At 43.1% G+C, this 22,775-nt stretch carries 18 protein-coding genes and 1 tRNA gene; 9 read left to right on the top strand and 10 right to left on the bottom strand.

Going from position 1 to position 22,775, the window contains the following annotated elements:
- Positions 1–101: 101 nt before the first annotated feature.
- On the top strand, positions 102–557 hold the full coding sequence (locus tag LNL84_RS16305) for a CBS domain-containing protein (RefSeq protein ID WP_244358668.1): 456 nt from the start codon (positions 102–104) through the stop codon (positions 555–557).
- A gap of 924 nt (positions 558–1,481) precedes the next feature.
- On the opposite strand, the gene LNL84_RS16300 is transcribed toward LNL84_RS16305, so the two are convergent.
- Positions 1,482–2,387 carry a hydrogen peroxide-inducible genes activator gene (locus LNL84_RS16300; RefSeq protein WP_244358667.1) on the bottom strand — a complete coding sequence of 302 codons (906 nt, stop codon included), beginning with the start codon at positions 2,385–2,387 and terminating at the stop codon, positions 1,482–1,484.
- Between the two features lie 188 nt (positions 2,388–2,575).
- On the opposite strand from LNL84_RS16300, the gene LNL84_RS16295 reads away from it, so the two are divergent.
- The 3 genes from LNL84_RS16295 to LNL84_RS16285 all read left to right on the top strand — a co-directional run bounded on the left by LNL84_RS16295 (position 2,576) and on the right by LNL84_RS16285 (position 4,771).
- Positions 2,576–3,184, top strand: coding sequence for a peroxiredoxin C (locus tag LNL84_RS16295; protein ID WP_244358666.1), 609 nt, complete (start codon positions 2,576–2,578; stop codon positions 3,182–3,184).
- A gap of 189 nt (positions 3,185–3,373) precedes the next feature.
- Positions 3,374–4,126, top strand: a complete 753-nt coding sequence (locus tag LNL84_RS16290) for a copper homeostasis protein CutC (protein ID WP_244358665.1) — start codon at positions 3,374–3,376, stop codon at positions 4,124–4,126.
- Positions 4,127–4,291: 165 nt separating this feature from the next.
- A complete protein-coding gene (locus LNL84_RS16285; RefSeq protein WP_244358664.1) occupies positions 4,292–4,771 on the top strand; it encodes a hypothetical protein in 480 nt (159 codons plus the stop codon).
- Between the two features lie 18 nt (positions 4,772–4,789).
- On the opposite strand, the gene phoU is transcribed toward LNL84_RS16285, so the two are convergent.
- Genes phoU through LNL84_RS16265 form a run of 4 tightly spaced genes read right to left on the bottom strand, consistent with a single transcriptional unit; the run spans position 4,790 to position 10,198 of the window.
- On the bottom strand, positions 4,790–5,491 hold the full coding sequence (phoU, locus tag LNL84_RS16280; RefSeq protein WP_244358663.1) for a phosphate signaling complex protein PhoU: 702 nt from the start codon (positions 5,489–5,491) through the stop codon (positions 4,790–4,792).
- A 19-nt stretch (positions 5,492–5,510) separates the two neighbouring features.
- Positions 5,511–6,329, bottom strand: a complete 819-nt coding sequence (gene pstB / locus LNL84_RS16275; RefSeq protein WP_244358661.1) for a phosphate ABC transporter ATP-binding protein PstB — start codon at positions 6,327–6,329, stop codon at positions 5,511–5,513.
- 2 nt (positions 6,330–6,331) lie between these two features.
- Positions 6,332–7,978, bottom strand: coding sequence for a phosphate ABC transporter permease PstA (gene pstA / locus LNL84_RS16270; RefSeq protein WP_244358660.1), 1,647 nt, complete (start codon positions 7,976–7,978; stop codon positions 6,332–6,334).
- A 24-nt stretch (positions 7,979–8,002) separates the two neighbouring features.
- Positions 8,003–10,198 carry an ABC transporter permease subunit gene (locus tag LNL84_RS16265; protein ID WP_244358658.1) on the bottom strand — a complete coding sequence of 732 codons (2,196 nt, stop codon included), beginning with the start codon at positions 10,196–10,198 and terminating at the stop codon, positions 8,003–8,005.
- A 256-nt stretch (positions 10,199–10,454) separates the two neighbouring features.
- Here LNL84_RS16265 and ppk1 point away from each other — a divergent pair, with 256 nt between their 5' ends.
- Positions 10,455–12,548 (top strand): polyphosphate kinase 1, encoded by a 2,094-nt coding sequence (gene ppk1 / locus LNL84_RS16260; protein ID WP_244358656.1) that lies wholly within the window; start codon positions 10,455–10,457, stop codon positions 12,546–12,548.
- Complete coding sequence (gene ppx / locus LNL84_RS16255; protein ID WP_244358654.1) at positions 12,538–14,043, top strand: exopolyphosphatase; 1,506 nt, start codon at positions 12,538–12,540, stop codon at positions 14,041–14,043. Before ppk1 ends, ppx begins: the two co-directional genes overlap by 11 nt.
- Before the next feature lie 3 nt (positions 14,044–14,046).
- Here ppx and LNL84_RS16250 read toward each other — a convergent pair whose 3' ends face one another.
- The 3 genes from LNL84_RS16250 to phoB are packed head-to-tail and all read right to left on the bottom strand — an operon-like array spanning position 14,047 to position 17,012.
- Positions 14,047–14,955: a PstS family phosphate ABC transporter substrate-binding protein gene (locus LNL84_RS16250; RefSeq protein ID WP_244358748.1), complete on the bottom strand. Its 909-nt coding sequence runs from the start codon at positions 14,953–14,955 to the stop codon at positions 14,047–14,049.
- 41 nt (positions 14,956–14,996) lie between these two features.
- Positions 14,997–16,301, bottom strand: a complete 1,305-nt coding sequence (gene phoR, locus LNL84_RS16245) for a phosphate regulon sensor histidine kinase PhoR (RefSeq protein ID WP_244358652.1) — start codon at positions 16,299–16,301, stop codon at positions 14,997–14,999.
- A 21-nt stretch (positions 16,302–16,322) separates the two neighbouring features.
- Positions 16,323–17,012 carry a phosphate regulon transcriptional regulator PhoB gene (gene phoB / locus LNL84_RS16240; protein WP_244358651.1) on the bottom strand — a complete coding sequence of 230 codons (690 nt, stop codon included), beginning with the start codon at positions 17,010–17,012 and terminating at the stop codon, positions 16,323–16,325.
- Positions 17,013–17,205: 193 nt separating this feature from the next.
- Between phoB and rdgC the strand changes: the two genes are divergently transcribed.
- From rdgC to LNL84_RS16225, 3 genes are all read left to right on the top strand, one after another.
- On the top strand, positions 17,206–18,114 hold the full coding sequence (rdgC, locus tag LNL84_RS16235; protein WP_244358650.1) for a recombination-associated protein RdgC: 909 nt from the start codon (positions 17,206–17,208) through the stop codon (positions 18,112–18,114).
- Between the two features lie 180 nt (positions 18,115–18,294).
- Positions 18,295–19,677: a prephenate-dependent tRNA uridine(34) hydroxylase TrhP gene (gene trhP, locus LNL84_RS16230; RefSeq protein WP_244358649.1), complete on the top strand. Its 1,383-nt coding sequence runs from the start codon at positions 18,295–18,297 to the stop codon at positions 19,675–19,677.
- 1 nt (position 19,678) lies between these two features.
- A complete protein-coding gene (locus LNL84_RS16225) occupies positions 19,679–19,933 on the top strand; it encodes a YfhL family 4Fe-4S dicluster ferredoxin (protein ID WP_244358648.1) in 255 nt (84 codons plus the stop codon).
- A 54-nt stretch (positions 19,934–19,987) separates the two neighbouring features.
- On the opposite strand, the gene LNL84_RS16220 is transcribed toward LNL84_RS16225, so the two are convergent.
- Together LNL84_RS16220 and LNL84_RS16215 are read right to left on the bottom strand one after the other, a co-directional pair.
- The gene (locus LNL84_RS16220; protein ID WP_244358647.1) at positions 19,988–22,165 is read right to left on the bottom strand and encodes a hypothetical protein; all 2,178 of its coding nucleotides are present in this window, start codon (positions 22,163–22,165) and stop codon (positions 19,988–19,990) included.
- 482 nt (positions 22,166–22,647) lie between these two features.
- Positions 22,648–22,724 (bottom strand) — tRNA-Trp (locus LNL84_RS16215).
- Positions 22,725–22,775: the final 51 nt, after the last annotated feature.

Here is a 22,775-nt window from a genome sequence, read left to right as displayed (position 1 = left end):
ATTATTTTGTGACTATCACGACAAATCCAAGTCATATCTGCCGCGACTTTTCAGTAAAAAACTATAATTAAAACAATTACACAAATGAGTTGGAGGCCCTTATGATTAAGGTCGAAGATATGATGTCCCGCAACCCACATACTCTCTTGCGGTCTCACTCCTTAGCAGATGCAAAACATATGATGGAAACTTTGGATATTCGTCATATTCCAGTTGTAGATGCGGATCGAAAACTACTCGGAATCATCACACAGCGCGATGTTTTGGCCGCTCAAGAGTCCAGTCTACAAAAGCTCCCTGAAGAGCAATCCTATACCCTATCGACACCGCTTAACGACATTATGCATCAAAATATAATGACGGTAGCGCCGATTGCGGGTTTAAGAGAAAGTGCCGTTTATATGCAAAAACACAAAGTCGGCTGTTTACCAGTGATTGATGATGGTACGTTGGTCGGCATCATCACCGACAGTGATTTTGTAGCGATCGCCATCAATTTGTTGGAGTTACAAGAAGAAGTTGAACCCAATGAGGTTGAAGCGGAATCTCAAAACTAACAGAAAAAAAAGAGCGGCTCTCGCCGCTCAAAACTTACCGACATTAGTAGTCATACTGACCTACAGGGGCAGTGCTCAAAATGGGGGTGCTTAGGCGTTAAGTGCTTTATTTAAATTTAACTCAACGCTCAACCAAAGGCTTTTACTCATATTAGGCTCTTGTTGCCTGACCAATTCCATTTGAATCATTCACGCTAACCTTCCTGTTTTCATCGAAGCTACTCGCGTAAAGCAAATAAAAAGAGGTTTCTTGGGCCTGGGTCTTTTCACCTATTTCACGCCGTACTTTCAAGTAGGTCGCCGCGCCGTACCGTTGTTAATCACATACCTGTTCATCATCAAAAGTGGGGTATTATCCAACACCAAATTTAATTGTAAGTTAGCAACTACATGACTCAATAATACGATATTTAATACAAACACAACTTAGAGCCATGACCATTGATATCCAGTCATAGAAACAAAGTAAATGGAGCGAAATCTTCTTCACAAGAGCTTAAACTACAATAACCAACCGACATTAGAGTTGCAACTCTAAATTGACAACGTGGCAACATTCAAAGTTTTCACCTAAAGGATTGTTACTGACTTAGCCCTCATTAATTGATCGTAATTACGTAATTAAATTACCAAGATTATTATTACTGCTGAGTTCCCCACTGTTATCTCAATAAAGAAAACAAAGTTAACTACCTGATTTAGATTAATTTGTCATTATTCCCTAGTGGTAAAGTTCATAGATAACGTGTGAAATGGGGGCTGTTAACAAAAAATAATATTAGAAACCTTTTAAGAAAAGCACTGGGTATGACTTTCAATATAAAGGGTATGAAGTCGAAATTTAACTCCAAAAAAAGGCACCTAACCAGCACCTTGATCTATATTTGGTCATTATTTTAGTGACGCATTACGATTAGCCGCTTCTCATAAGAGCTCAGTAACGACTTGCGCGAGTTTTTCGAAGGACTCACGGCGCGAAGTGCTGGGTCGCCAAACCAAGCCGATATCTCGATGAGCTTGTTGCCCTGGAGGATCAACCACAATCAGATTTTGATTTTCAAGCAAACCATGATCAATCGCCATTTGTGGAATAAACGTCGTACCTAGTCCATTGGCTACCATCTGCACCAAGGTGTGAAGGCTTGTGGCACTAAATGGGTTTATTTTTTCTTTATCCGTTAGCTTGCAAGCGGATACTGCATGATCGGTCAAACAGTGTTCATTTTCTAAAAGAAACACCGACTCATTCGGTAAATCATCATACCTAATTGGTACTCGGATTGCTTCTGCCTGATTACGGCTAATGACCATACGGAACGGATCTTGACCGACGACACAGCTGTCCATGTTGCCAATATCAACCGGAAGAGCCAACACCAACACATCCAGTTCCCCGTGCCTTAATGCGGCGAGCAAGTTTGTGGTCGTATCTTCTCTAAGTAACAGGTTGAGCTGTGGAAAACGGGCATTGACCTCCTGGACAAGATCACACAACAAAAAAGGGGCAATCGTAGGTATGCACCCCAACCGAAGTTGACCCTGCATCACTCCATTATGGCACAGACTTCCGAGTTCAATTAAGTCTTGTCCTTTTGCTAGTAGCTCCCTTCCTTGGCTGACGACCAACTCACCCGCTTGAGTAAATACTAAAGGACTTTTTTTGTCTTTCTTCTCGTACAATGGGCAACCAATCAATTCTTCTAAATTCTGGATCCCTTTACTTAAGGTAGACTGACTAACAAAACACTTCTCTGCCGCTTCGCTGAAATGGCGGGTTTCGTGCAAAGTAACGAAATAGTGAAGCTGCTTTAAACTAGGCCATTTATTCATGCTATTGCTCGTTCTCTTGGGCATATTTTACAAAAGCGATGAACTTGAACCTATCATCGCTTTTTTCGATAAAATCAATCTAATAATTTCGCTTTTTTCAATACTACAATGTGTACTATAGTTTGTCTCGTACAAACACAAACCAAACCAAAGACGGTTTGAATTAAACCTATTTTAGGAGCAAAAAAATGGTACTAGTTGGTCGTCAAGCCCCAGACTTCACTGCAGCAGCTGTTCTAGGCAACGGTGAAATCGTTGAAAACTTCAACTTCGCTGAATTTACTAAGGGTAAAAAAGCAGTTGTATTCTTCTACCCACTAGATTTCACGTTCGTTTGCCCATCTGAGCTAATCGCGTTCGACAACCGTTTAGCTGACTTCCAAGCAAAGGGCGCTGAAGTTATCGGTATCTCTATCGATTCTCAGTTCTCTCACAATGCATGGCGTAACACAGCTATCGAAGATGGCGGTATCGGTCAAGTTAAATACCCTCTTGTTGCTGATGTTAAGCACGAGATCTGCAAAGCATACGACGTAGAGCACCCAGAAGCTGGTGTTGCATTCCGTGGTTCATTCCTAATCGATGAAGACGGTCTAGTTCGTCACCAAGTTGTTAACGACCTTCCACTAGGCCGTAACATCGACGAAATGCTACGTATGGTTGACGCTCTAAACTTCCACCAAAAGAACGGTGAAGTGTGCCCAGCACAATGGGAAGAAGGTAAAGCGGGTATGGACGCATCTCCAAAAGGTGTTGCGGCGTTCTTATCTGAGCACGCAGAAGACCTATCTAAGTAATTAAAACCTTCACCCCAAGCTCAACGGGGTTGATGGTTGGAAAAATAAAGCGGAAAACGCAGCCAATCATTGAAGAAGTAATTAGTTAGCCAATTTAAAAGCCCAAAGCATTTGCTTTGGGCTTTTTCTTTGCGTCCAATCGATTCGCGGATATAGTAAAACACCGTCATCTCGACTTATGAGCTTTCTATGTCTTTTCAAATTGAAGTCTGTATCGATAATATTGAGTCCTTACCTATTGCCATTTCTGGGGGAGCCACGCGTATTGAGCTTTGTTCCTCTCTCGCCTTGGGTGGACTGACTCCCAGTGCTGGTTTTATTCGACAAGCCGTCAAGGTCAGTACGATACCGATCTATGTCATGATAAGACCTAGGCAAGGTGACTTTTTCTACAATGAAGAAGAGATCCAAATAATGGCCTCAGATATCGAACTCGCTGGTTCACTTGGTGCTGATGGCATTGTTATTGGTCTGCTTCGTGAGGATGGTAGTATTGATGTTAATAACCTTGCGCCTCTGCTCTCTATTGCTAAGCAATTCGAATTAGGCGTCACATTCCACCGAGCCTTTGATCAGGCTAGCGATCCGAAAACAGCTCTAGAGAATATTATCTCACTGCAATGCGAGCGCTTACTAACTTCTGGTCTTGCTCCTTCGGCGGAGCTAGGTTTGGATAACATCGAAAAGTTGGTCAATCAAGCAAACGATCGAATTTCAATCATGGCGGGGGCTGGGGTTACACCAAATAATGTACTAAGCATCATTCGTCATACAGGTGTTAACGAAGTGCATTTATCGGGCAAGTCAACTCGTCAAAGTAATATGAAATATATAACTGAAAATGCCAAGATGGGTGCCAATGGCCTGGATGATTATGCTATTCCAGTCACCGACGAATCGGTCATAATAGCGCTACAAAAACAGCTCACTACACACAACTAACACCACGGTATGACAAACTTGATCATAAGTACTGCTTATTATCACCATAAGTAGTGCTACCTAGCGTAAAACACCAATTCACGCTATTTTCCTGCCATCATTTCAATATTAATGCCAAAGGAAGGGCTGAGAAATAACTACCTGCACATTAATACGGTGACCACAATGAAAAAAGTCCTTCTAATTTCTGCTCTTTTGAGCTTTTCAACGCTGTCCAACGCAACTGGCATTATGCTGTCACCTGAAATCAAACTCGGTGCGTATCGCGGTGCCGGTCTTCAAATCGGGGCAACTGAGATGCTTGGTTTTGATGCTGTATTTTTTGACTACGCACGAACACATTACGCTAGCAATAGCTATGATGAAAACATTAACAGCTACCGAATTGGCTTCCAGCAAATGTTTTCGTCAACTGTCGTGCAAGGGTTTCAAGCTGGTCTTGGCGTTGCTCAATACGATGGCAGTAAAAGAGGTGAGAGCCGAAGCGCTTCAGGTGTGAGTATCGGTGCCGCTTATGTTTATCAAGCCACACCGAATTTTGGATTAAAAACAGGTTTTGACATTCACGTCTTTGATCATCAGAAAACCTATATCCCTAGTGACATTTTATCGAGCTGGAATCTAGGATTTACTTTCAGTTTCTAGTCAACTCCATGCGACGAACTATTCTTTTAATAGTTCGTCGATATCTTTCTCTCCAAGGTGACGTACGTCCTTGCCTTTCACAAAGTAGATAATATATTCACAAATATTCTGACAACGATCGCCAACTCTCTCTATCGCCCTAGCCGACCACATAACCTGTAACACATCTGGAATATTCTCTGGATTATCCATCATATAATTCATCAGTTGCCGAATAACGGCTTCGTATTCGGCATCAAGCTTATCGTCTTGCTTATAGACGCTGGCCGCCGCGTCGACATCCATGCGAGCGAATGCATCTAAAACTTGATGTAACATCGAAATCGCTTGACGACACAATGGCTCTAGTGAGATTTGAAACTGCTTCTCGCTATTAGTCGGAGTCTCAATCGCAACATAAGCAATTTTGGTTGCGACATCACCAATGCGCTCTAAATCTGTGATGGTTTTGATGATGGCCATCACCAAACGTAAATCCTTCGCAGTTGGCTGTCTTTTAGCAATAATTCGAGTGCAAGCATCATCGATTGACACTTCCATCGCATTAACTTTGTGCTCATCCCGGACCACTTTTCGCGCCAAATCGATATCGTCTTTATGTAAGGCTTGTATCGCAAAAGACAGCTGCTGCTCCACCAACCCACCCATAGTGAGCACATGGGTACGAATCGATTCAAGCTCTGCGTTAAACTGTCCAGAAATGTGACGCCCAAAGTGCATGATGCTCCTTACTTACTATTTATCCATAGCGACCGGTGATGTAATCTTCGGTTCGCTTTTTAATTGGTGACGTAAAAATTGAATCCGTATCTGAATACTCTATCAGCTTTCCTAAGTGAATGAACGCAGTATGATCGCTCACTCGAGCCGCTTGCTGCATGTTGTGAGTAACAATTACCACGGTATACTTGGTTTTCAGATCATTAATCAATTCTTCAATGGTCAGTGTAGAGATAGGATCAAGAGCAGAGGTTGGCTCATCAAGTAATAATACTTCTGGCTCAATGGCTATCGCCCTTGCGATGACCAATCTTTGCTGCTGACCTCCGGACAAGCCAAAGGCGTTTTCATGAAGACGGTCTTTAACCTCATCCCAAAGAGCAGCCGCACGCAACGAGCGCTCTACCGCATCATCAAGATTTCGTCTGTTCTTTATGCCTTGTAAGCGCAAACCATAGACGACGTTCTCGTAAATGGTCTTTGGGAATGGGTTAGGTCTTTGAAAAACCATCCCCACTCGACGCCTTAATGTCGCCACATCGACGCTTGGATGGTAAACGTTTTTACCGTGAAGTGTGACTTTCCCTTCGACCGTGCATCCCTCTACTAAATCGTTCATGCGGTTAATGCAACGTAGCAGTGTCGATTTTCCGCAGCCCGAGGGGCCAATAAAAGCGGTTACTTGCCCTTTAGGCAATTTCATAGACACATCATCCAGCGCTTTTTTACCCTGATAGAACAAGTTTAGTCCCTCGATAGAAATCGCAGTTTGCTCTTTCGTCAAATTGTTGACATCAAGGGGAGTGGGATACCCTAAAGTTTGATTGATAGAAAACATCGCTAATCGTGCCCCAACGTTCTGTATTTTTCACGCAAATTATTACGGATTGCAATCGCTGTCAGGTTCAAGCTAATCACTACTGTCACCAACAAAAAGGAGGTTGCATAAACCAAAGGTCTTGCTGCCTCAATATTGGATGTTTGAAAGCCAATATCATAGATATGAAAACCCAAGTGCATAAATTTTCGCTCAAGATGTAGAAAAGGAAATTGAGCATCAACTGGCAGACTAGATACCAATTTGACGACTCCGACGAGCATCAAGGGAGCGACTTCACCTGCCGCCCTCGCGACTGCGAGGATTGAGCCTGTGATTATCGCAGGGCTGGCCATGGGCACAACAATGCGCCAGAGAGTCTCAAACTGAGTCGCGCCCAATGCCAAAGAGCCATGTCTGACTGAATTTGGAATGCGGTTTAAGCCTTCTTCTGTCGTCACAATAACCACGGGTAATGTTAGCATAGCGAGAGTCAGTGCAGACCACAACAAACCTGGAGAACCAAAGGTTGGCGCTGGTAAGCGCTCTTGGTAAAACAGGTCATCGATAGATCCTCCTAGGGTATATACAAAAAAGCCTAAACCAAACACACCGTAAACAATGGAAGGCACGCCTGCTAGGTTAATCACCGCTACGCGAATCATCCGAGTTAACAAATTATTTTTGGCGTATTCGTGTAGATAGATGGCCACCAGCACGCCGAGAGGCATGACGATCACCGACATAATCAACACCAGTAAAACAGTTCCAAAAATAGCGGGGAAGACTCCCCCTTCTGAGTTCGATTCTCTTGGGTCGTCGGACAAGAACTTCCAAACTTGCCCCAACCAGTGAATCATTTTTTCGTGCCATTGCATCTGATTCGGATACCAGAAATCAATAATGCGCGACAGTGGAAGATCAACGCTTTTGCCGCTCATCTCTTGCAGAGTCAGTGTCGTACTGGCCAAGACGAGGCGTAAATCATCCAATTTATCTTCATAGTTAACCAGCTGCTGCGTAATGATGTCTGCTTGTCGACGATAACGTTCCTCTTGAATGTCATCCCAACTGTTATTGAGTTGTGCCTTACGCTTCTTGAGTCGCAAGGTTTCCAACTGACCACTCAATGCTCGAATGTTTCGGGTAATGGAACCATCCATTTGATCTCGGATTAGCTGCGCTTTCTCTAGAGCAGAGCGCAGATGAAAAGCGATATTGTCGCGGTATACATTGTTGTCGTCAGTCAACCGGGTTGCGACACCATAGAAATCACCACCGCGACTTCTCTCGACAATAATCAGCTCATCTGGCGTTGTAGGTTCAGACAACTCTGCACTGAGTATCGAAATAAAATCTACTCCGTAGAGATCTCGGTTAGCTGTCTTAATAGTTAACCGCTCGACCTTCCCTTGTTCGAGAACTGCCTCTGAAAACCTATTTTGTGCATCAGGAATAGTATTAGTCGCTACCCAGGCTTTAGAGTAAATCTGGCCGATCAAACGCTCCCCTTGTTGATCTTGCCATTGATTCAAAGGAGCTGGCCAGAAGTAGGTTAATCCTTTCCAGCCAATAAGCAGAAGCAATCCCAGCACCGAAATGATGCTGATGCTGACCGCTCCTCCTGTTAACCAGATCCACGGGGCTCCTGACCTAATCCATTTAATCACAATATTCTGCTCACTTGGTTGTCACTACAATGCACGGTATCGCTCCCGGAGGCGTTGCCTTACCCACTCTGCTAACGAGTTCACTGCAAAAGTAAATGTAAACAAAATCAATGCTGCTAGAAATAGTAGCCGATAGTGAGTACTACCCACATCCGATTCCGGCAGCTCGACCGCCATCGTCGCGGAAAGTGTTCTCATTCCTTCAAAAATATTCCAATCTAAAATCGGGGTATTACCTGTGGCCATTAATACAATCATCGTTTCGCCAACAGCGCGACCTAGCCCCATCATTACCGCTGAAAATATACCGGGACTTGCCGTTAATAGAACAACGTATGTTAGCGTCTGCCATCGCGTAGCTCCCAAGGCTAACGAGCCATCTGATAGGTGTTTTGGTACAGAAAAAATAGCATCTTCTGAGATTGTAAATATGGTCGGAATAACGGCAAAGCCCATGGCAAACCCAACAATCATCGCATTGCGCTGATCATAACCAATGCCTTGCAGAGCTAAGTAGGCTCGGACATCACCATCAAATAACCACTGTTCCATCGTTGCGGAATAGTGCAGCGAAACTGCGGTCACAATGATGATCACAGGGATCAGCATAATCGCGTGAAGACCACTTGGTATGCTACCCACCCACCTTCTGGGTAACACGTACCAAAATAGACCAGTCATGACTGTCATGACTGGTAGAGCGACTAGTAATACCATGACACCAGGGAGATGACTCTCAACAATAGGTGCAAACCAAAGTCCGGCAAGAAAACCGATGATGACTGTGGGTAAGGCTTCCATTAGCTCGATAGTAGGCTTAACGACTTTGCGCATTCTTGCCGACATGAAATAAGCGGTATATATCGCACCAAATACAGCAATTGGTACAGAAAAAATCATCGCATAAGCAGCTGATTTTATTGTACCAAAGGCGATGGGAACCAAACTAAATTTCGGTTCAAAATCATCATTCGCCGCGGTGGTTTGCCAAACAAACTCGGGTTCAGGGTAGCTTTCATACCAAATCTTGCTCCACAATGTTCTGAACGAAATTTCGGGGTACTCATTATCGATAACGGCGACATTCAACTTTCCTGTATCAAGGGCGATTAGTTGACGGTCATTGTTTGACAGGCCAAATAAAGGGACAGCCGTCATCTGTATTTGATCTAATTTTTGTTGCTTTTCTGTCGTGGTGTAGGTAGTGATTAGGCGCCCATCACTGAGGTAAACGTAAAAGCCTTTGCCATGAATCTCGGGCAGCAATTGCTGTATGGTGTGATTGTATTTAAATTCTCGGATAGCCGATAATGAACGCTCTCCGTTATCCAGAACATCGAACCATTGCTCTACCGTATTATTGTCATATTGAACAAGCACAGAATGAGCGCCAGCGAGCAAGTAGATTCCTATTGCGTTCAAGCTTTCACTGCCCTGGCTTAAATCAATGATCTCACGGACCTGATAAAGATTGTCCTTGAGTATAATGACATAGAGTCGGTTTTCAGCTAGGACATAGAGCGTCTGTGTATCTGGCGTTAATAAAATCTTCTCGATATTCTCGATTTTATCAGCCAATGATTGACGCTCTTTACGAGGCGACGCATTCGCATTATTTATTGAGTTATCGATGGATAAAAAGCTGACGAACCCTGTTGTATCCGCACTTGCAATGACGGCATTGTCTTGGCGAACGGCGACCGCTAAATGAGCTAGAGAGGCTGTTTCTAAATCAAACCATTGTCCGTTATACGCCTCAGTAACACGCAATTGGCTGGCCGCTTTCTGAGCGTCAAATGAAAACTGTCCCCGAATTAATTTAGCCTGGCCGCTATCGTCGGCAAGGGCAAACCACTCTGAAGAAGGGCTTGCCTGTGCGACCATTGTTATATCATTCGCAAGCACTTCCTTACTGTACGATTTGCTGGTTAACGCCTTCTCAATTAGCACCCCTTGCTCGGTGACCCAATATGCTTGTGTAGCATAGTCGTCGACACGGGCAAACACCATTGGTTCTGAATTTTCTATCGCAACGCTTTCTGTCCATTCTAATTGAGCGGAAGAGAAAATCGGGAAGATCACATAAGCCAAATAGACAAAGATGAAAACGAGGCCACCCAGTACACTTAATCCACCAAATGACACTAGTGCACGAACAAATCGATCTTGAAGCAGGCGCTTGCGATCTCTTGCTTGTAACGAAAAGTCATTTATCGGCATAGTGTTGTGTCTTTCTTCTTGGGCTGAATAAGATACTCAATGTATCTCTATACTATAGATTAACTGGCGAGACGGCCCTGTATGAAACTCTGGCCACCTTAATATCGTATTTCAATTAGATTACATTTATATTACATGCCATCTAAGCAACTGAAAATAATCAACTGTCTCTTCTCGCACTATAATCAAAAGAAAACATCATATGTTGACGTACATCTCAAAGATATCGCCGACGCACAAGGACTAGGTAGGGATTATGAGTACATTAAAGCTCTTCGTTGATAAGGAACTAAGCTGGCTATCCTTTAATGAGCGAGTGCTGCAAGAGGCACAAGACCCCAATGTCCCCTTAGTCGAACGCGTCCGTTTTCTTGGTATCTATTCCAATAATTTAGATGAATTCTATAAAGTACGTTTTGCTAACATTCAACGTCGTATTTTACTTCACCAAAGAAAAGATAAGCGCCAACACTACTGTGTTTTACTAGAGAAGATGCAAAGTAAGGTGCATGAGCTAAACCATCGTTTTGAGAGTATCTACAACAAGTTAGTCATACAGTTAGCAAGAAATGACATTTATCTGGTCAACGAAAGCCAACTTTCGGTAGAGCAACAAAGCTGGGTAAAACAATTTTTTCAACAGAGAATTCTGGCGCACCTGACTCCTCTTTGGATAAACAAAAATTGCGATTTGCTCACCTCACTAAAAGATGAGCAAAGCTATCTTGTGGTCGAAGCTAAACAAAACAAGACGAGCCGCTACAGCCTACTAGAAATCCCTTCTCAGGTGCTTCCCCGCTTTATTCTTGTGCCGCAGCAGCCAGATAGACCAAGAAAAACACTGATTTTGTTGGATAACATCATTCGCTTATGCCTCGATGACATTTATCAAAACGTGATTGAGTATAACTCCTTGAATTGCTTTGCTATCAAAATGACCCGCGATGCCGCATACGAGTTAAGTGGAGAAGCAGAACGCAATTTAATAGAGCTGATGTCGGAGAGCCTAAACCAACGATTAACGGCACTACCAGTCCGATTTATCTATCAACGAGATATGCCGAAAGAACTGTTGGATATTCTGCAAAAGAAGTTAGAAATGTCGAGTTTTGATAGCATTATTCCCAGCGGGCGCTACCACAACTATAAGGATTTGGCACAATTCCCAAACCTCGGTCCCACGTATCTTGAATATCAGGCATTACCCCCCTTAAATCATCCTCAGTTCGAGGGATACCCTACCCCATTTGCTGCCATTAGAGCGAACGATATCTTGCTCTATTACCCCTATCATACATTTGCTCATCTTACCGAACTGATAAGACTGTCTTCCTTTGATCCGGCCGTCACCCAAATCAAAATCAGCATCTATCGCGTGGCGAAGGACTCAAGGCTAATGCACTCTCTTATGGAAGCGACACGCAATGGTAAGCTCGTTACGGTGGTGGTTGAATTACAAGCACGCTTCGATGAACAAACAAACATAGAGTGGGCGCAAACGCTCAATCATGCTGGAGTAAGAGTGGTATTTGGCGCTCCTGGGTTAAAAATCCATTCAAAGCTGCTGCTCATTGTGCGAGAAGAACAACAAAGTTCTCAATGCTATGCCTATATTGGTACAGGCAATTTCCACGAATGGACAGCAGCCAAATATACCGATTTCGGTCTAATCACGGCAGACCCAGTGATCACAAAAGATGTCAATAAGGTCTTTAAATATATAGAAAAGCCCTATCAATCCGTTTCATTTTCGCAATTAATCGTCTCTCCTAAAAACTCCCGAAAGCGTTTTTACCAATTGATCGACTTTGAAATGGCGCAAGCACTCAGGGGAGAGAAAGCAGAGCTGATATTGAAGTTAAATAACCTTGCAGATAGAAAACTAATCAAAAAGCTCTATGACGCGAGTAGTGTCGGTGTAAAGATCCACCTAATCATCCGCGGCATGTGCTCTCTCATACCAGGTATCAAAGATATCAGCGATACGATCACTGTCACTAGCATTGTTGACCGCTATTTAGAGCATCCTCGAGTTATCATTGCTTACAATCAAGGCGACCCCAAAGTGTTTATCTCATCGGCTGACTGGATGAGACGAAACATGGACCATCGTATTGAGGTTACTGCGCCCATACTTTGTGAGCAATTGAAAAAGACCATCATCGACATTATCGATCTTCAACAAAAAGACACGGTTAAAGCGCGCGTGATCGATGAGAAAATGAGCAATCACTACGTCACGACAAACCGCCCAAAGAAGCTTCGCTCTCAAATCGCCATTTACGACTATCTTAAAAGACAACAATTGGCCCCATATCCCAATACAAGTGACGCCCCCTATGAAGATTGACTCGGATTTCAACCCAATACGACACGTCGCTGCTATCGATCTCGGCTCAAATAGCTTTCATATGGTGATTGCTAGAGTTGTCGATAATGAAATACATATCATTAGTCGCCACAAACAAAAAGTTCAACTCGCATTAGGCTTAGATAGTTACAACGTCCTTAGCCAAGCCTCAATAGAAAGGGGGATTAAGTGCCTTCACGAGTTTAGCCAACGACTCAAAGGGGTCACTCCCGATAATGTACGCATCGCCGCAACTCATACTCTAAGGGTTGCCCGCAATCAAACGACCTTCCTAGAACAAGCAAGAGTTGTAATCCCCTATGCGATTGAGATTATTCCCGGAGAAGAAGAAGCACGGCTCATCTACTTAGGTGTAGCTCACACTCTCAATGCTCATCACTCTAATCTCATCATCGATATAGGGGGCGGGAGCACCGAACTCGTTATCGGTCAAAATTTCGAGCCTCAATATCTTAGTAGCACTGCGATGGGATGTATTAGCTTTACCACAGTTTTTTTCCCCAACGGCAAGCTGTCAAAAAATAGTTTTGTTAGTGCCAATTTGGCCGCGAGACAAAAACTTGAAAGTATCTCTCACCATTTTGTTACGTATGGCTGGCAATGCGTGTTTGGCTCGTCAGGAACAGTAAAAGTCATACGCAATGTGCTTATTGAAATGGGGTTTAAAGATGGGGTGATCACCAAGCAGCGCCTGAAAAAACTGGTCAGCAAGTTATGTCAGGACAAGTTGGTTAACAATATCTCATTTAAAGGCATCACTGAAGAGCGAAAGCGTTACCTTCCTGCTGGGGTCTCTATATTGCTTGCTTGTATTGAGCAGCTCGAGATTAAACAACTTCATTTCTCTTCTGCAGCACTTAGAGAAGGCTTACTTTATGAAATGGAGGAGCGCTTTAAAACCGGCGATGTAAGACAAAGAACTGCAAATGTCTTTTTACAACGTTACTGCGTTGATATTGAACAGGCGCACAGAGTGCGCGATCAAGCCCAGGCGATCTTTCATCAAACCAAGCTCAATGTTGATATCGGCGAAGAACTTAGCGATGTATTGCTTTGGGCGGCAATGTTGCATGAGGTAGGGTTAAGTGTGAACTACTCATCCTACCACAAGCATTCACAGTACCTCCTCCAGCACAGCTACATGCCTGGATTCAATAGCGAACAACAACGATTACTCGCAACACTAGTACGCAATCAGCGGAAAGCTCTTAAATTAGGCGAACTTTCAAACTTGCACTTATTTAGTGACACTCAGGTTCTCGATTTAATCAAAGTGTTAAGACTTTCGGTGATATTGAGCGCGCAGCGCAAAACGCAAAACTTATCCGTTGAGATTAAAAGGGTATCCGATGACCACTGGTGCATATCAAGATTGGCTCCGCACAAACTTGATCATGACGGTTTACTATTTGCGGATCTAGAGACAGAACAGCGCTATTGGAAGTCAGTTCATTGGCGCTTAGAACTGAAATAATGGCTACTCTAGCCCTACCTTATTTAATTCATTTTGAGCAAATTCGTAGCTAACTGGTACATAGCCGTCACTTTGTACAATGTTCTGCCCCTCCCTCGAAAAAATAAAGCGAATGTACGCTTCCTCTATCGGTTCTAACGATCTGCTAGGGTTTTTATTCACGTAAATGTACAAATAACGAGACAATGGATACGCTCCAGACAAGACATTTTCATCAGACGGGTCTATATACTGATTCCCTTCTTTCGCGACTGGAAGAAGGCGAGTTCCAGAAACTCGATAACCTATACCAGAATAGCCAATTGAATGAATTGAGGATGACACTGCTTGAACCACTGAGGCCGAGCCTGGTTGCTCATTGACAGAACGATTAAAATCGCCTCCACATAAAGCATTTTTTTTAAAGTAGCCATAGGTTCCCGATACCGAATTTCGCCCAAATAACTGAACCGAGCGCTGTCCCCAACTAGCCTTTATCCCCAGTTGTGCCCAGGAGTGAATTGGCTGCCTAGCACCACAACGCATAGTTGAAGAAAATAAGCTATCAAGTTGTTTGAAATTAAGACCTTTGACTGGGTTGTCCATGTGCACAAACACGCCTATAGCATCAATCGCCACACGCAGCGCAGTGGGCTTATAGCCATGTTCCCTTTCAAAGGCTTCAATTTCTCGCATTCGCATCGCCCGACTCATCGGCCCAAATTGCGCAGTGCCTTCAGCCAAAGCCGGTGGCGCAGTTGCTGAACCCGAAGCTTGAATTTGTGCGTTGACATTTGGGTAGAGTGATTTGAACTCTTCCAACCACAATGTCGTCATCCCAGACAAAGTATCAGAACCAACCGATGAAAGATTACCCGAAACACCTGCCACTTTTTGATATTTCGGCAAAGATGCTGCCTTTAGCGAACCCATAGGCAGCAAACTGATAATGAGCCAAAGACTTAGCTTTTGTCTCAACATGAAGGAACCACAAGTCGCTCAGGCAAAACAAAAGAGAATTTACTTCCAACACCGACTTCACTTTGAATATCAAGGTGAGCATCATGGTGAGAAAGCGCATGCTTTACTATCGCCAAACCCAGCCCACTGCCACCGGTGTCTCTGGAGCGAGCTTTATCAACACGATAAAATCGCTCCGTTAGGCGATGCAGGTGCTGAGCCTCAATCCCTTCTCCAGTGTCTTCAACGACAAGGCATGCACCTTGATTTGATTGAAACCATCGCACATTAACACCAGCCCCTTCAGGGGTATATTTCACCGCGTTATAGACTAAATTTGAGATTGCACTACGCAACTGATCTTCGTCACCAAACACTCGAAGTGACTTATCAACATCGAAGTGAATATTATGATGTGCGTCTCCACTTAAACTATTAGCCTCCTTCTCCAGTACCTCTAACATACTCGGCACATTGACCACTTCATCGAGCTCATGCATAGGTGCTGCTTCAATCTTCGACAAAGTTAGTAATTGATTAACTAATGCATTCATGCGACTTAGCTGCTCGGTCATGACGCCATGTGCTTTGCTCCACATAGGTCCTACGACCATGTCGGGATCTTCAGTCATTTCAAGGTAACCTTGCAACACAGTCATAGGCGTTCTCAGTTCATGCGATACATTAGCAAAGAAGTTTCGACGCATTCCCTCTAACTGTTTGAGCTGCGATACATCTCGGACCACCATTAAGTGTTCACCATCGGTATAAGGTACAATACGAAGTTCCAGCATGCGTTCAACATTAAATGGTGAACACATTTCAAGAGGTTCTGAGAAGTCGTTTTTGTTCAGATATTTGATGAAGTCTGGTGTGCGAATAAGATTTGAAATAGGCTGCCCTGAGTCGTCTGGCCAACGAAAGCCCAGAAGGTGCTGTGCCAGTTTATTACACCAAACAATATTGCCTTCGCTACGAAACACGACTACCGCATCGGGCAGTGATTCCGCACCATTCTTGAATCGACGAATCAAATTGGTCAGTTCTTTTCGCTTGCGGCGCTGACGTTGCTGTAATCGGTAAATACCATTAAACAATGATTCCCAATTACCTGTACCAGAAGGAGGGGTGAGGCGTTTTTCGTCCCACAACCAAGAAGACAGGCGCATCTGATTATGCAAATGCCACACTAACTGCAAAACCGTGGCAGCTAACAGCAACCACGGCATATATCCAAATATCCACCCGACAATAAGCCAAGGTGTGTAAAAAAAAGCCAACTCCCAGGCTAGCTTCTTCCAGGTTATCCTTTCAACCATTACCCTCTCCGAAGTCTCAATCTAACCTTTTGTTGAGAATCGATAACCAGCACCACGAACTGTTTGAATTAGCTTATCATGTCCAGCGCTTTCAAGCGCCTTGCGTAGGCGCCGTATATGAACATCAACGGTACGGTCTTCAACGTATACGTTAGTGCCCCATACATTATTCAATAGTTGCTCTCGACTATAAACACGCTCTTGGTGTGTCATAAAGAAGTGCAACATCTTAAACTCAGTTGGCCCCATATCAAGCGGCCCATCATTTGCTGTCACGCGATGAGATACTGGATCCAATTTCAAGCCTTGTACATCGATAACATCTTCCAACGCAGTTGGTGTAACACGGCGAATTACCGCTTTTAATCTCGCGACCAGTTCTTTTGGTGAAAACGGTTTTGTAATATAGTCATCAGCACCGACTTCCAAACCACGCACTTTGTCTTCCTCTTCTCCTCTCGCAGTTAGCATCACGACAGGGATGTTTCGAGTAAGCTCTTCACGCTTCATGTGCTTAATAAAGTTGATGCCGGAGCCGCCAGGCAGCATCCAATCGAGCAATACCAAGTCAGGATAGGGTTCAGCTAACTTATTTACAGCCGTATCATAGTCTTCGGCTTCCACTGCTTGATAGCCTTTTTGCTCTAAGACAAAACAAAGCATTTCACGAATTGGTGCTTCATCCTCAACAACTAGGATCTTTCTGGACATAATGGAATAACCTTTGGTCTTTAATCAACTAAATGCATTATCAAGAATAAGTATGACACTTTTGTGACCATTGAAAACAATTTTTAATATAACTTTCTTATCTATTTCATTGTCATATTTTTGAATTGAGTTAAGACAACCTCGAAAAAATTGCCTATGATGTCCGCCTGAAATTACGAAGAAAGAGATGAATATGTGGTTTAAAAACTGTTTGGTCTACCGCTTTAATAAAGAGTTGGAATTCACTGCTGATAAACTCGAAGAACAACTTCAAGAGTTCAGTTTTTCACCTTGTGGTAGTCAGGATAAACAAAAGTTTGGCTGGGTAACGGCGCTGGGCAAACATGGTGACATGATGACCCATGTCTCTGAAAACCGCATACTGATCAGTGCTAAAAAAGAAGAGAAAATGCTGCCTGCTTCCGTTATTAAGGACTCTCTGTCAGCGAAAATTGAAGCTATTGAGGTGCAAGAAGGGCGTCCTTTAAAGAAAAAAGAAAAGGATGACCTCAAAGACGAAATCATTATTGATTTGTTACCACGCGCCTTTAGTAAAAGTCAGGTAACTAACCTGCTGATCATGCCAAAAGAAGGTTTTATCATCGTTGATGCAAGTAGCCATAAAAAAGCTGAAGATGTGTTGGCGTTACTTCGCAAATCTATGGGCAGTCTTCCTGTCATCCCAGCTTTCCCTGAACAGGCCATTGAGAACACTTTGACTGAGTGGGTTAAGAGTGGTCAGTCCCCTACTGGATTTACGATTCTCGATGAAGCCGAACTGAAATCAGTTCTAGAAGAAGGTGGCATTATTCGCTGTAAAAAGCAGGAATTGTCGAGTGAAGAGATCTTAGGCCATATTGAAGCAGATAAGCAAGTGACAAAACTGGCTATCGACTGGCAAGAGCGTATTGAGTTTTTGTTGGCAGATGACGGAAGTATTAAACGTTTGAAGTTTAGCGACGAATTGAAAGACCAGAATGACGATATCCCCCGTGAAGAAGCGGCAGCACGTATCGATGCTGACCTTTCTCTTATGTGCGGTGAATTCAGCGCTTTTTTGCCAAATTTATATCAAGCTCTTGGCGGATTAGCACAAAATTGAGTCCATTTCTTGACGCTCGTGGCAATACCACGTGCGTCAACTCCTTCCAATTTATCTTCTCTAATAAGTTTAAATATCTAAAAGACTAGGAAAGCCACGTCGATTGGCGTAAAATTTGCGCCCCTTGGTACCATTTGGTGGTGCTACGCTGACTTGTAATCAGATTTAGAGATTTTAAACATGTTTAAACCAGAGCTTCTGTCACCTGCTGGCAGCCTTAAAAACATGCGTTACGCTTTTGCTTATGGAGCAGATGCCGTCTACGCAGGTCAACCTCGTTACAGCCTTCGTGTGCGTAATAATGAATTCAACCACGAAAACCTGCAAATAGGCATCAACGAAGCCCATGCACAGGGAAAAAAACTGTATGTGGTATGTAATATTCAGCCTCATAACTCAAAGCTTAAGACATTTATTCGCGACTTAAAGCCCGTTGTCGACATGGGGCCAGATGCCTTGATCATGTCAGATCCCGGCCTAATCATGATGGTACGCGAAGCATTTCCTGACATGCCGATCCACCTATCTGTACAGGCCAACGCAGTAAATTGGGCAACGGTTAAGTTCTGGGGTACTCAAGGTGTTGAACGTGTCATTCTTTCTCGTGAACTGTCTTTGGAAGAAATCGAGGAAATCCGTGAGCACTGCCCAGAGACAGAACTAGAAATCTTTGTACATGGTGCTCTTTGCATGGCCTACTCTGGTCGCTGTTTGCTTTCTGGCTATATAAACAAGCGCGATCCAAACCAAGGGACATGCACAAATGCATGTCGTTGGGAATATAAAGTTGAAGACGCAAAAGAAAACGATGCTGGACAAATCGTCGAAGTTCAAGATGCAGCTGCAGTTAAAGTGCAAGAAGCAGAAGAGCGCCCAGACAATACTTTAGGTCTTGGTAAGCCAACTGACGAAGTTGTACTTCTTTCAGAAGCCCACCGACCAGAAGAAAAAATGGCAGCGTTTGAAGATGAGCATGGCACTTACATCATGAACTCAAAAGATCTTCGAGCTATCCAACACGTAGATCGTCTGACTAAGATGGGCGTTCACTCGTTAAAGATTGAGGGTCGGACTAAATCTTTCTACTACTGCGCACGTACAGCTCAAGTATATCGTAAAGCAATTGATGATGCCGTTGCTGGTAAACCATTTGATGAGTCACTAATGGGGACGTTAGAAAACCTTGCGCATCGTGGCTATACCGAAGGGTTCCTACGCCGTCACACCCACGATAGCTATCAAAACTACGACTATGGTTATTCAGTATCTGATACTCAACAATTTGTGGGTGAGTTTACGGGCAAACGCCGTGGCGATCTGGCAGAAGTTGAAGTTAAGAACAAGTTTATTGTTGGTGATAGCCTTGAATTAATGACTCCAAACGGCAACATCATCTTCAACCTTGAAGTAATGGAAAATCGCAAGTCTGAAACTATCGAAGATGCCAAGGGCAATGGCCATTTCGTTTTCATTCCAGTGCCGGAAGATTTGGACTTGAGCTACGCGTTATTGATGAGAAACTTGAGCACAGGCCAAGATACCCGCAATCCAACAGGTAAGTAACATGGCACTGCTGATTACAAATAAATGTATCAACTGTGATATGTGTGATCCAGAATGTCCAAATGGTGCCATCACCATGGGAGATTCAATCTATGAGATTGATCCAGCACTTTGTACAGAGTGTAAGGGGCATTATGATAAACCGACCTGCCAGTCAGTTTGTCCTATTACCAACTGTATCATTACCGATCCACAACACATTGAAACAGAAGACGAACTTCTAGAAAAGTTTGTAATCATCCAGGGAATGGCTTGATCGCTCAAAGAGCATAAATAAAACGGCCCGATTGGGCCGTTTTTTTACCTATCTTCAATAGTCATCGCTCTCTTCATTAGCAACGCCATCATCAACTATCAATATGTTTTTCTTCTTAATGATATTAGGTGTTTGCTTCTTTGGCTCTTTCGGCTCTTTCGGCTCTTCAGGTACAGAGGCTTTAGGTAACGGTTCAGAGAGTGACAAAGTACTATTTAGTGACACTATACTTGTTTTGCTAATCTTGTGACGATAGATTTCACGAATGTACTTTAACGCTCTAATCACGCTATCCGACGTTAAGCGGATATCATTGATGGAAGTAAATTTCTTCTTATCAGTTATAAGTTCTCGATATTTCTTCTCATACATAGGCTTGATAGCATACCAATTTGTATCAAGCACTTTTGCAGGATTTTCAAAGCTAAGGAAATACTTCTTAATTTCTTCCTCGTTGAAGTCATCATCTTTTATCGCTTTGAGTACCAACTTATCAATTACATCATTGTATAAGAATTCATCTTTTGCAAAGCAACGCTTAATATAAGCAACTATCAGCGTCAAAAAATCATCACTTAAACAAGGGCTCTTTGATACAAGTGTCGTCAATGACAAGTTTGGTGAAGTGCCGATCACCAATGCATACCGCTTTAGTGTTGTGTTAGGAAAAAGTCTATTGATATGTGACTTAAGTCTATTAAGAGAGGTGTAAGTCAGCTTGTAATCTTTAGGTAACGAAATAATCGAAACTATCGAGGAGCAATTTTTAAAGAAGTGCAGGTCTTGTAGTTCTTCTAATTCAAAGTTCGCTTCTTTGTAACGTCTTAATAAATCAGAGTACTTTGTGGATTCCACAGGTAAAAGACTAATACCCTCAATTGCTTGCGTTTGTTGATTAAAATGGGGAAGTTCAATCGAGCGATAAAACAAATCATCGACGTCCACCGGACCATTACGATTTGGCCCAACAACACTTTCAGAATAAGCAATAGCGACGGGGCCAGCCAAACTCATAAACAAATCATTGGCATCAAGACGAATCGTTTCTGCAATATCAATACCCGCACTTCTGAAATAGTTCTCATCGTAGTCCGAGGTTACCGCTTGCGCTGTGAGAATATTGAAAATCTGTTGAGAGATATACTGGTTTGCATATTTCTCCATCTTATTAACGTCAATTTCCTTTTTATTTTTTTCATCATTGGTCTCTGCATAACGCATGATATCGTTTGAAATTAACATCATTGCATTCCATGGCCGGATACGATTAAGTACATCCACACTTTCTTCCGCCCCTCTATCGTTATCTAGGTTGTAAGAGAAACTCCATTCTTCAGAAAGATATTTACACAACAATCTACCTGAATTTATGTGCAAAGCTTCGGAAGGCTCTACATTTTCGCCCCAAATATTAGGTAATATACAGATTCCAGAGGTAAAAATTGGCTCGAAAACAAAACTGTGGGCTTTATTATTTGAAGCGGAACTTTTCTGCACGGTGAGATCAAAGGTTTTACTCATATAAGAGTACTGTTGGGCTAAGCCGAACTCCGAAGCCATTCCAGAACCAGTGCCGCCGCCTGAGCTAAAGATATAGAAATAAAGACGCGATTGGTTTGCTTTGATGCCACAGGAATCAACGAGATAAGAATGTAAGTAACGCCACGTTTCGTTTGAGAAGCTGCTCGTTTTTCGATTTAAAATCGTTTTGGCGAGATATTGCCCCAAGATTGGTGCATTACCAGCGCCGCCAGCATGCACTTCTGAAAGATCCATAATTTTTATTTTCTTATAGTTCTCAAGAAAATCTAGTCGACCCTTACTTGTTGAATAACGTATGCGACCTTCAATATCTTTATCAAGGTCTCCGACCATGACTACAGGCTCGATTAGATAAACTGGAGGGTGTTTAGTGCCAAAATTGCTGCTTAGATGGCCCTTTAGCCAGCTAACCGGACCTTTTTCTTGCTCATATAACTTTACTTCTTGTGAGTCTTCAGTGAGATAGCGCCCCCGTGCATTATAGACGAGAGTAGCAACATCAAGCGCTATATTCGAGCCGCAACGACCAAGACCAATCAAACAGACCGATGGAAACTTCTGCTCAGTATCCCCTTCAATCCCTTGATGCTCGAACATACTTTTTCGAACCACATCTAAGTTCTCGAGAATAGTATCGATGTGCATCTCAGTAAAATATCCATGTTCAATTACATTGTCTTCCTGTTGCATCTATCAATACTCCCTGAATAAGTTCGATCACGTTTGAATTAGGATAGTCTCAATATTGACACTAGGCATTTAAAAGTACTTTTTTTTGTTGATTTTTGCGCGGTCAAGCACTCGAAATATTTAATTCTGTTTTTTACTATTTGAATTAACATCAAATTAGCCGTTAATAGAATGTAAAATTTACGGTAAGTATCAAAAAATATGAAGTTACAAAGCGCAGATAATTTAATTCACAGTTAGGTTTAGCCATTTGGGTGGGCAAATGTCTTTATCGGCATGGCCTTTAAAAGTCGTTATGTAGGCTATATAACGATTGTTCTGTACGTTAAAAAAGAGAAGTCAGAGTCTTAAGCTATGGCAGGGGTGGGGATCGTCGGCACACAGAAGGTTCGATGGGAGTTGCCACCAAGCGCGCTGGCTCTCAATACATCGCTTGGTACAAGCGAAAAAAAGGCTCTGACCTAAGTCAGAGCCTTGATATATGGCAGGGGTGGAGAGATTCGAACTCCCAACACGCGGATTTGGAATCCGCTGCTCTGCCAATTGGAGCTACACCCCTATTTCAGTTTTAAAGAGCTGAAACTCTTAATAAGTGGCGGAGTGGACGGGA

Origin of the sequence: Vibrio gelatinilyticus (genome assembly GCF_022836845.1) — a bacterium.
GTDB classification, from domain to species: Bacteria; Pseudomonadota; Gammaproteobacteria; order Enterobacterales; family Vibrionaceae; genus Vibrio; species Vibrio gelatinilyticus.
This window is presented reverse-complemented; position numbering and strand designations above follow the sequence as displayed.

Excerpts from the sequence above, each read along its gene's own strand:
- rdgC (WP_244358650.1), top strand. The coding sequence starts at position 17,206 with ATGTGGTTTAAAAACTGTTTGGTCTACCGCTTTAATAAAGAGTTGGAA.
- phoR (WP_244358652.1), bottom strand. The coding sequence starts at position 16,301 with ATGGTTGAAAGGATAACCTGGAAGAAGCTAGCCTGGGAGTTGGCTTTT.
- phoU (WP_244358663.1), bottom strand. The coding sequence starts at position 5,491 with ATGCACTTTGGGCGTCACATTTCTGGACAGTTTAACGCAGAGCTTGAA.
- LNL84_RS16220 (WP_244358647.1), bottom strand. The coding sequence starts at position 22,165 with ATGCAACAGGAAGACAATGTAATTGAACATGGATATTTTACTGAGATG.
- phoB (WP_244358651.1), bottom strand. The coding sequence starts at position 17,012 with ATGTCCAGAAAGATCCTAGTTGTTGAGGATGAAGCACCAATTCGTGAA.
- LNL84_RS16305 (WP_244358668.1), top strand. The coding sequence starts at position 102 with ATGATTAAGGTCGAAGATATGATGTCCCGCAACCCACATACTCTCTTG.
- LNL84_RS16295 (WP_244358666.1), top strand. The coding sequence starts at position 2,576 with ATGGTACTAGTTGGTCGTCAAGCCCCAGACTTCACTGCAGCAGCTGTT.
- LNL84_RS16300 (WP_244358667.1), bottom strand. The coding sequence starts at position 2,387 with ATGAATAAATGGCCTAGTTTAAAGCAGCTTCACTATTTCGTTACTTTG.
- ppk1 (WP_244358656.1), top strand. The coding sequence starts at position 10,455 with ATGAGTACATTAAAGCTCTTCGTTGATAAGGAACTAAGCTGGCTATCC.
- trhP (WP_244358649.1), top strand. The coding sequence starts at position 18,295 with ATGTTTAAACCAGAGCTTCTGTCACCTGCTGGCAGCCTTAAAAACATG.
- LNL84_RS16250 (WP_244358748.1), bottom strand. The coding sequence starts at position 14,955 with ATGGGTTCGCTAAAGGCAGCATCTTTGCCGAAATATCAAAAAGTGGCA.
- LNL84_RS16265 (WP_244358658.1), bottom strand. The coding sequence starts at position 10,198 with ATGCCGATAAATGACTTTTCGTTACAAGCAAGAGATCGCAAGCGCCTG.
- LNL84_RS16290 (WP_244358665.1), top strand. The coding sequence starts at position 3,374 with ATGTCTTTTCAAATTGAAGTCTGTATCGATAATATTGAGTCCTTACCT.
- LNL84_RS16285 (WP_244358664.1), top strand. The coding sequence starts at position 4,292 with ATGAAAAAAGTCCTTCTAATTTCTGCTCTTTTGAGCTTTTCAACGCTG.
- ppx (WP_244358654.1), top strand. The coding sequence starts at position 12,538 with ATGAAGATTGACTCGGATTTCAACCCAATACGACACGTCGCTGCTATC.
- LNL84_RS16225 (WP_244358648.1), top strand. The coding sequence starts at position 19,679 with ATGGCACTGCTGATTACAAATAAATGTATCAACTGTGATATGTGTGAT.
- pstB (WP_244358661.1), bottom strand. The coding sequence starts at position 6,329 with ATGTTTTCTATCAATCAAACTTTAGGGTATCCCACTCCCCTTGATGTC.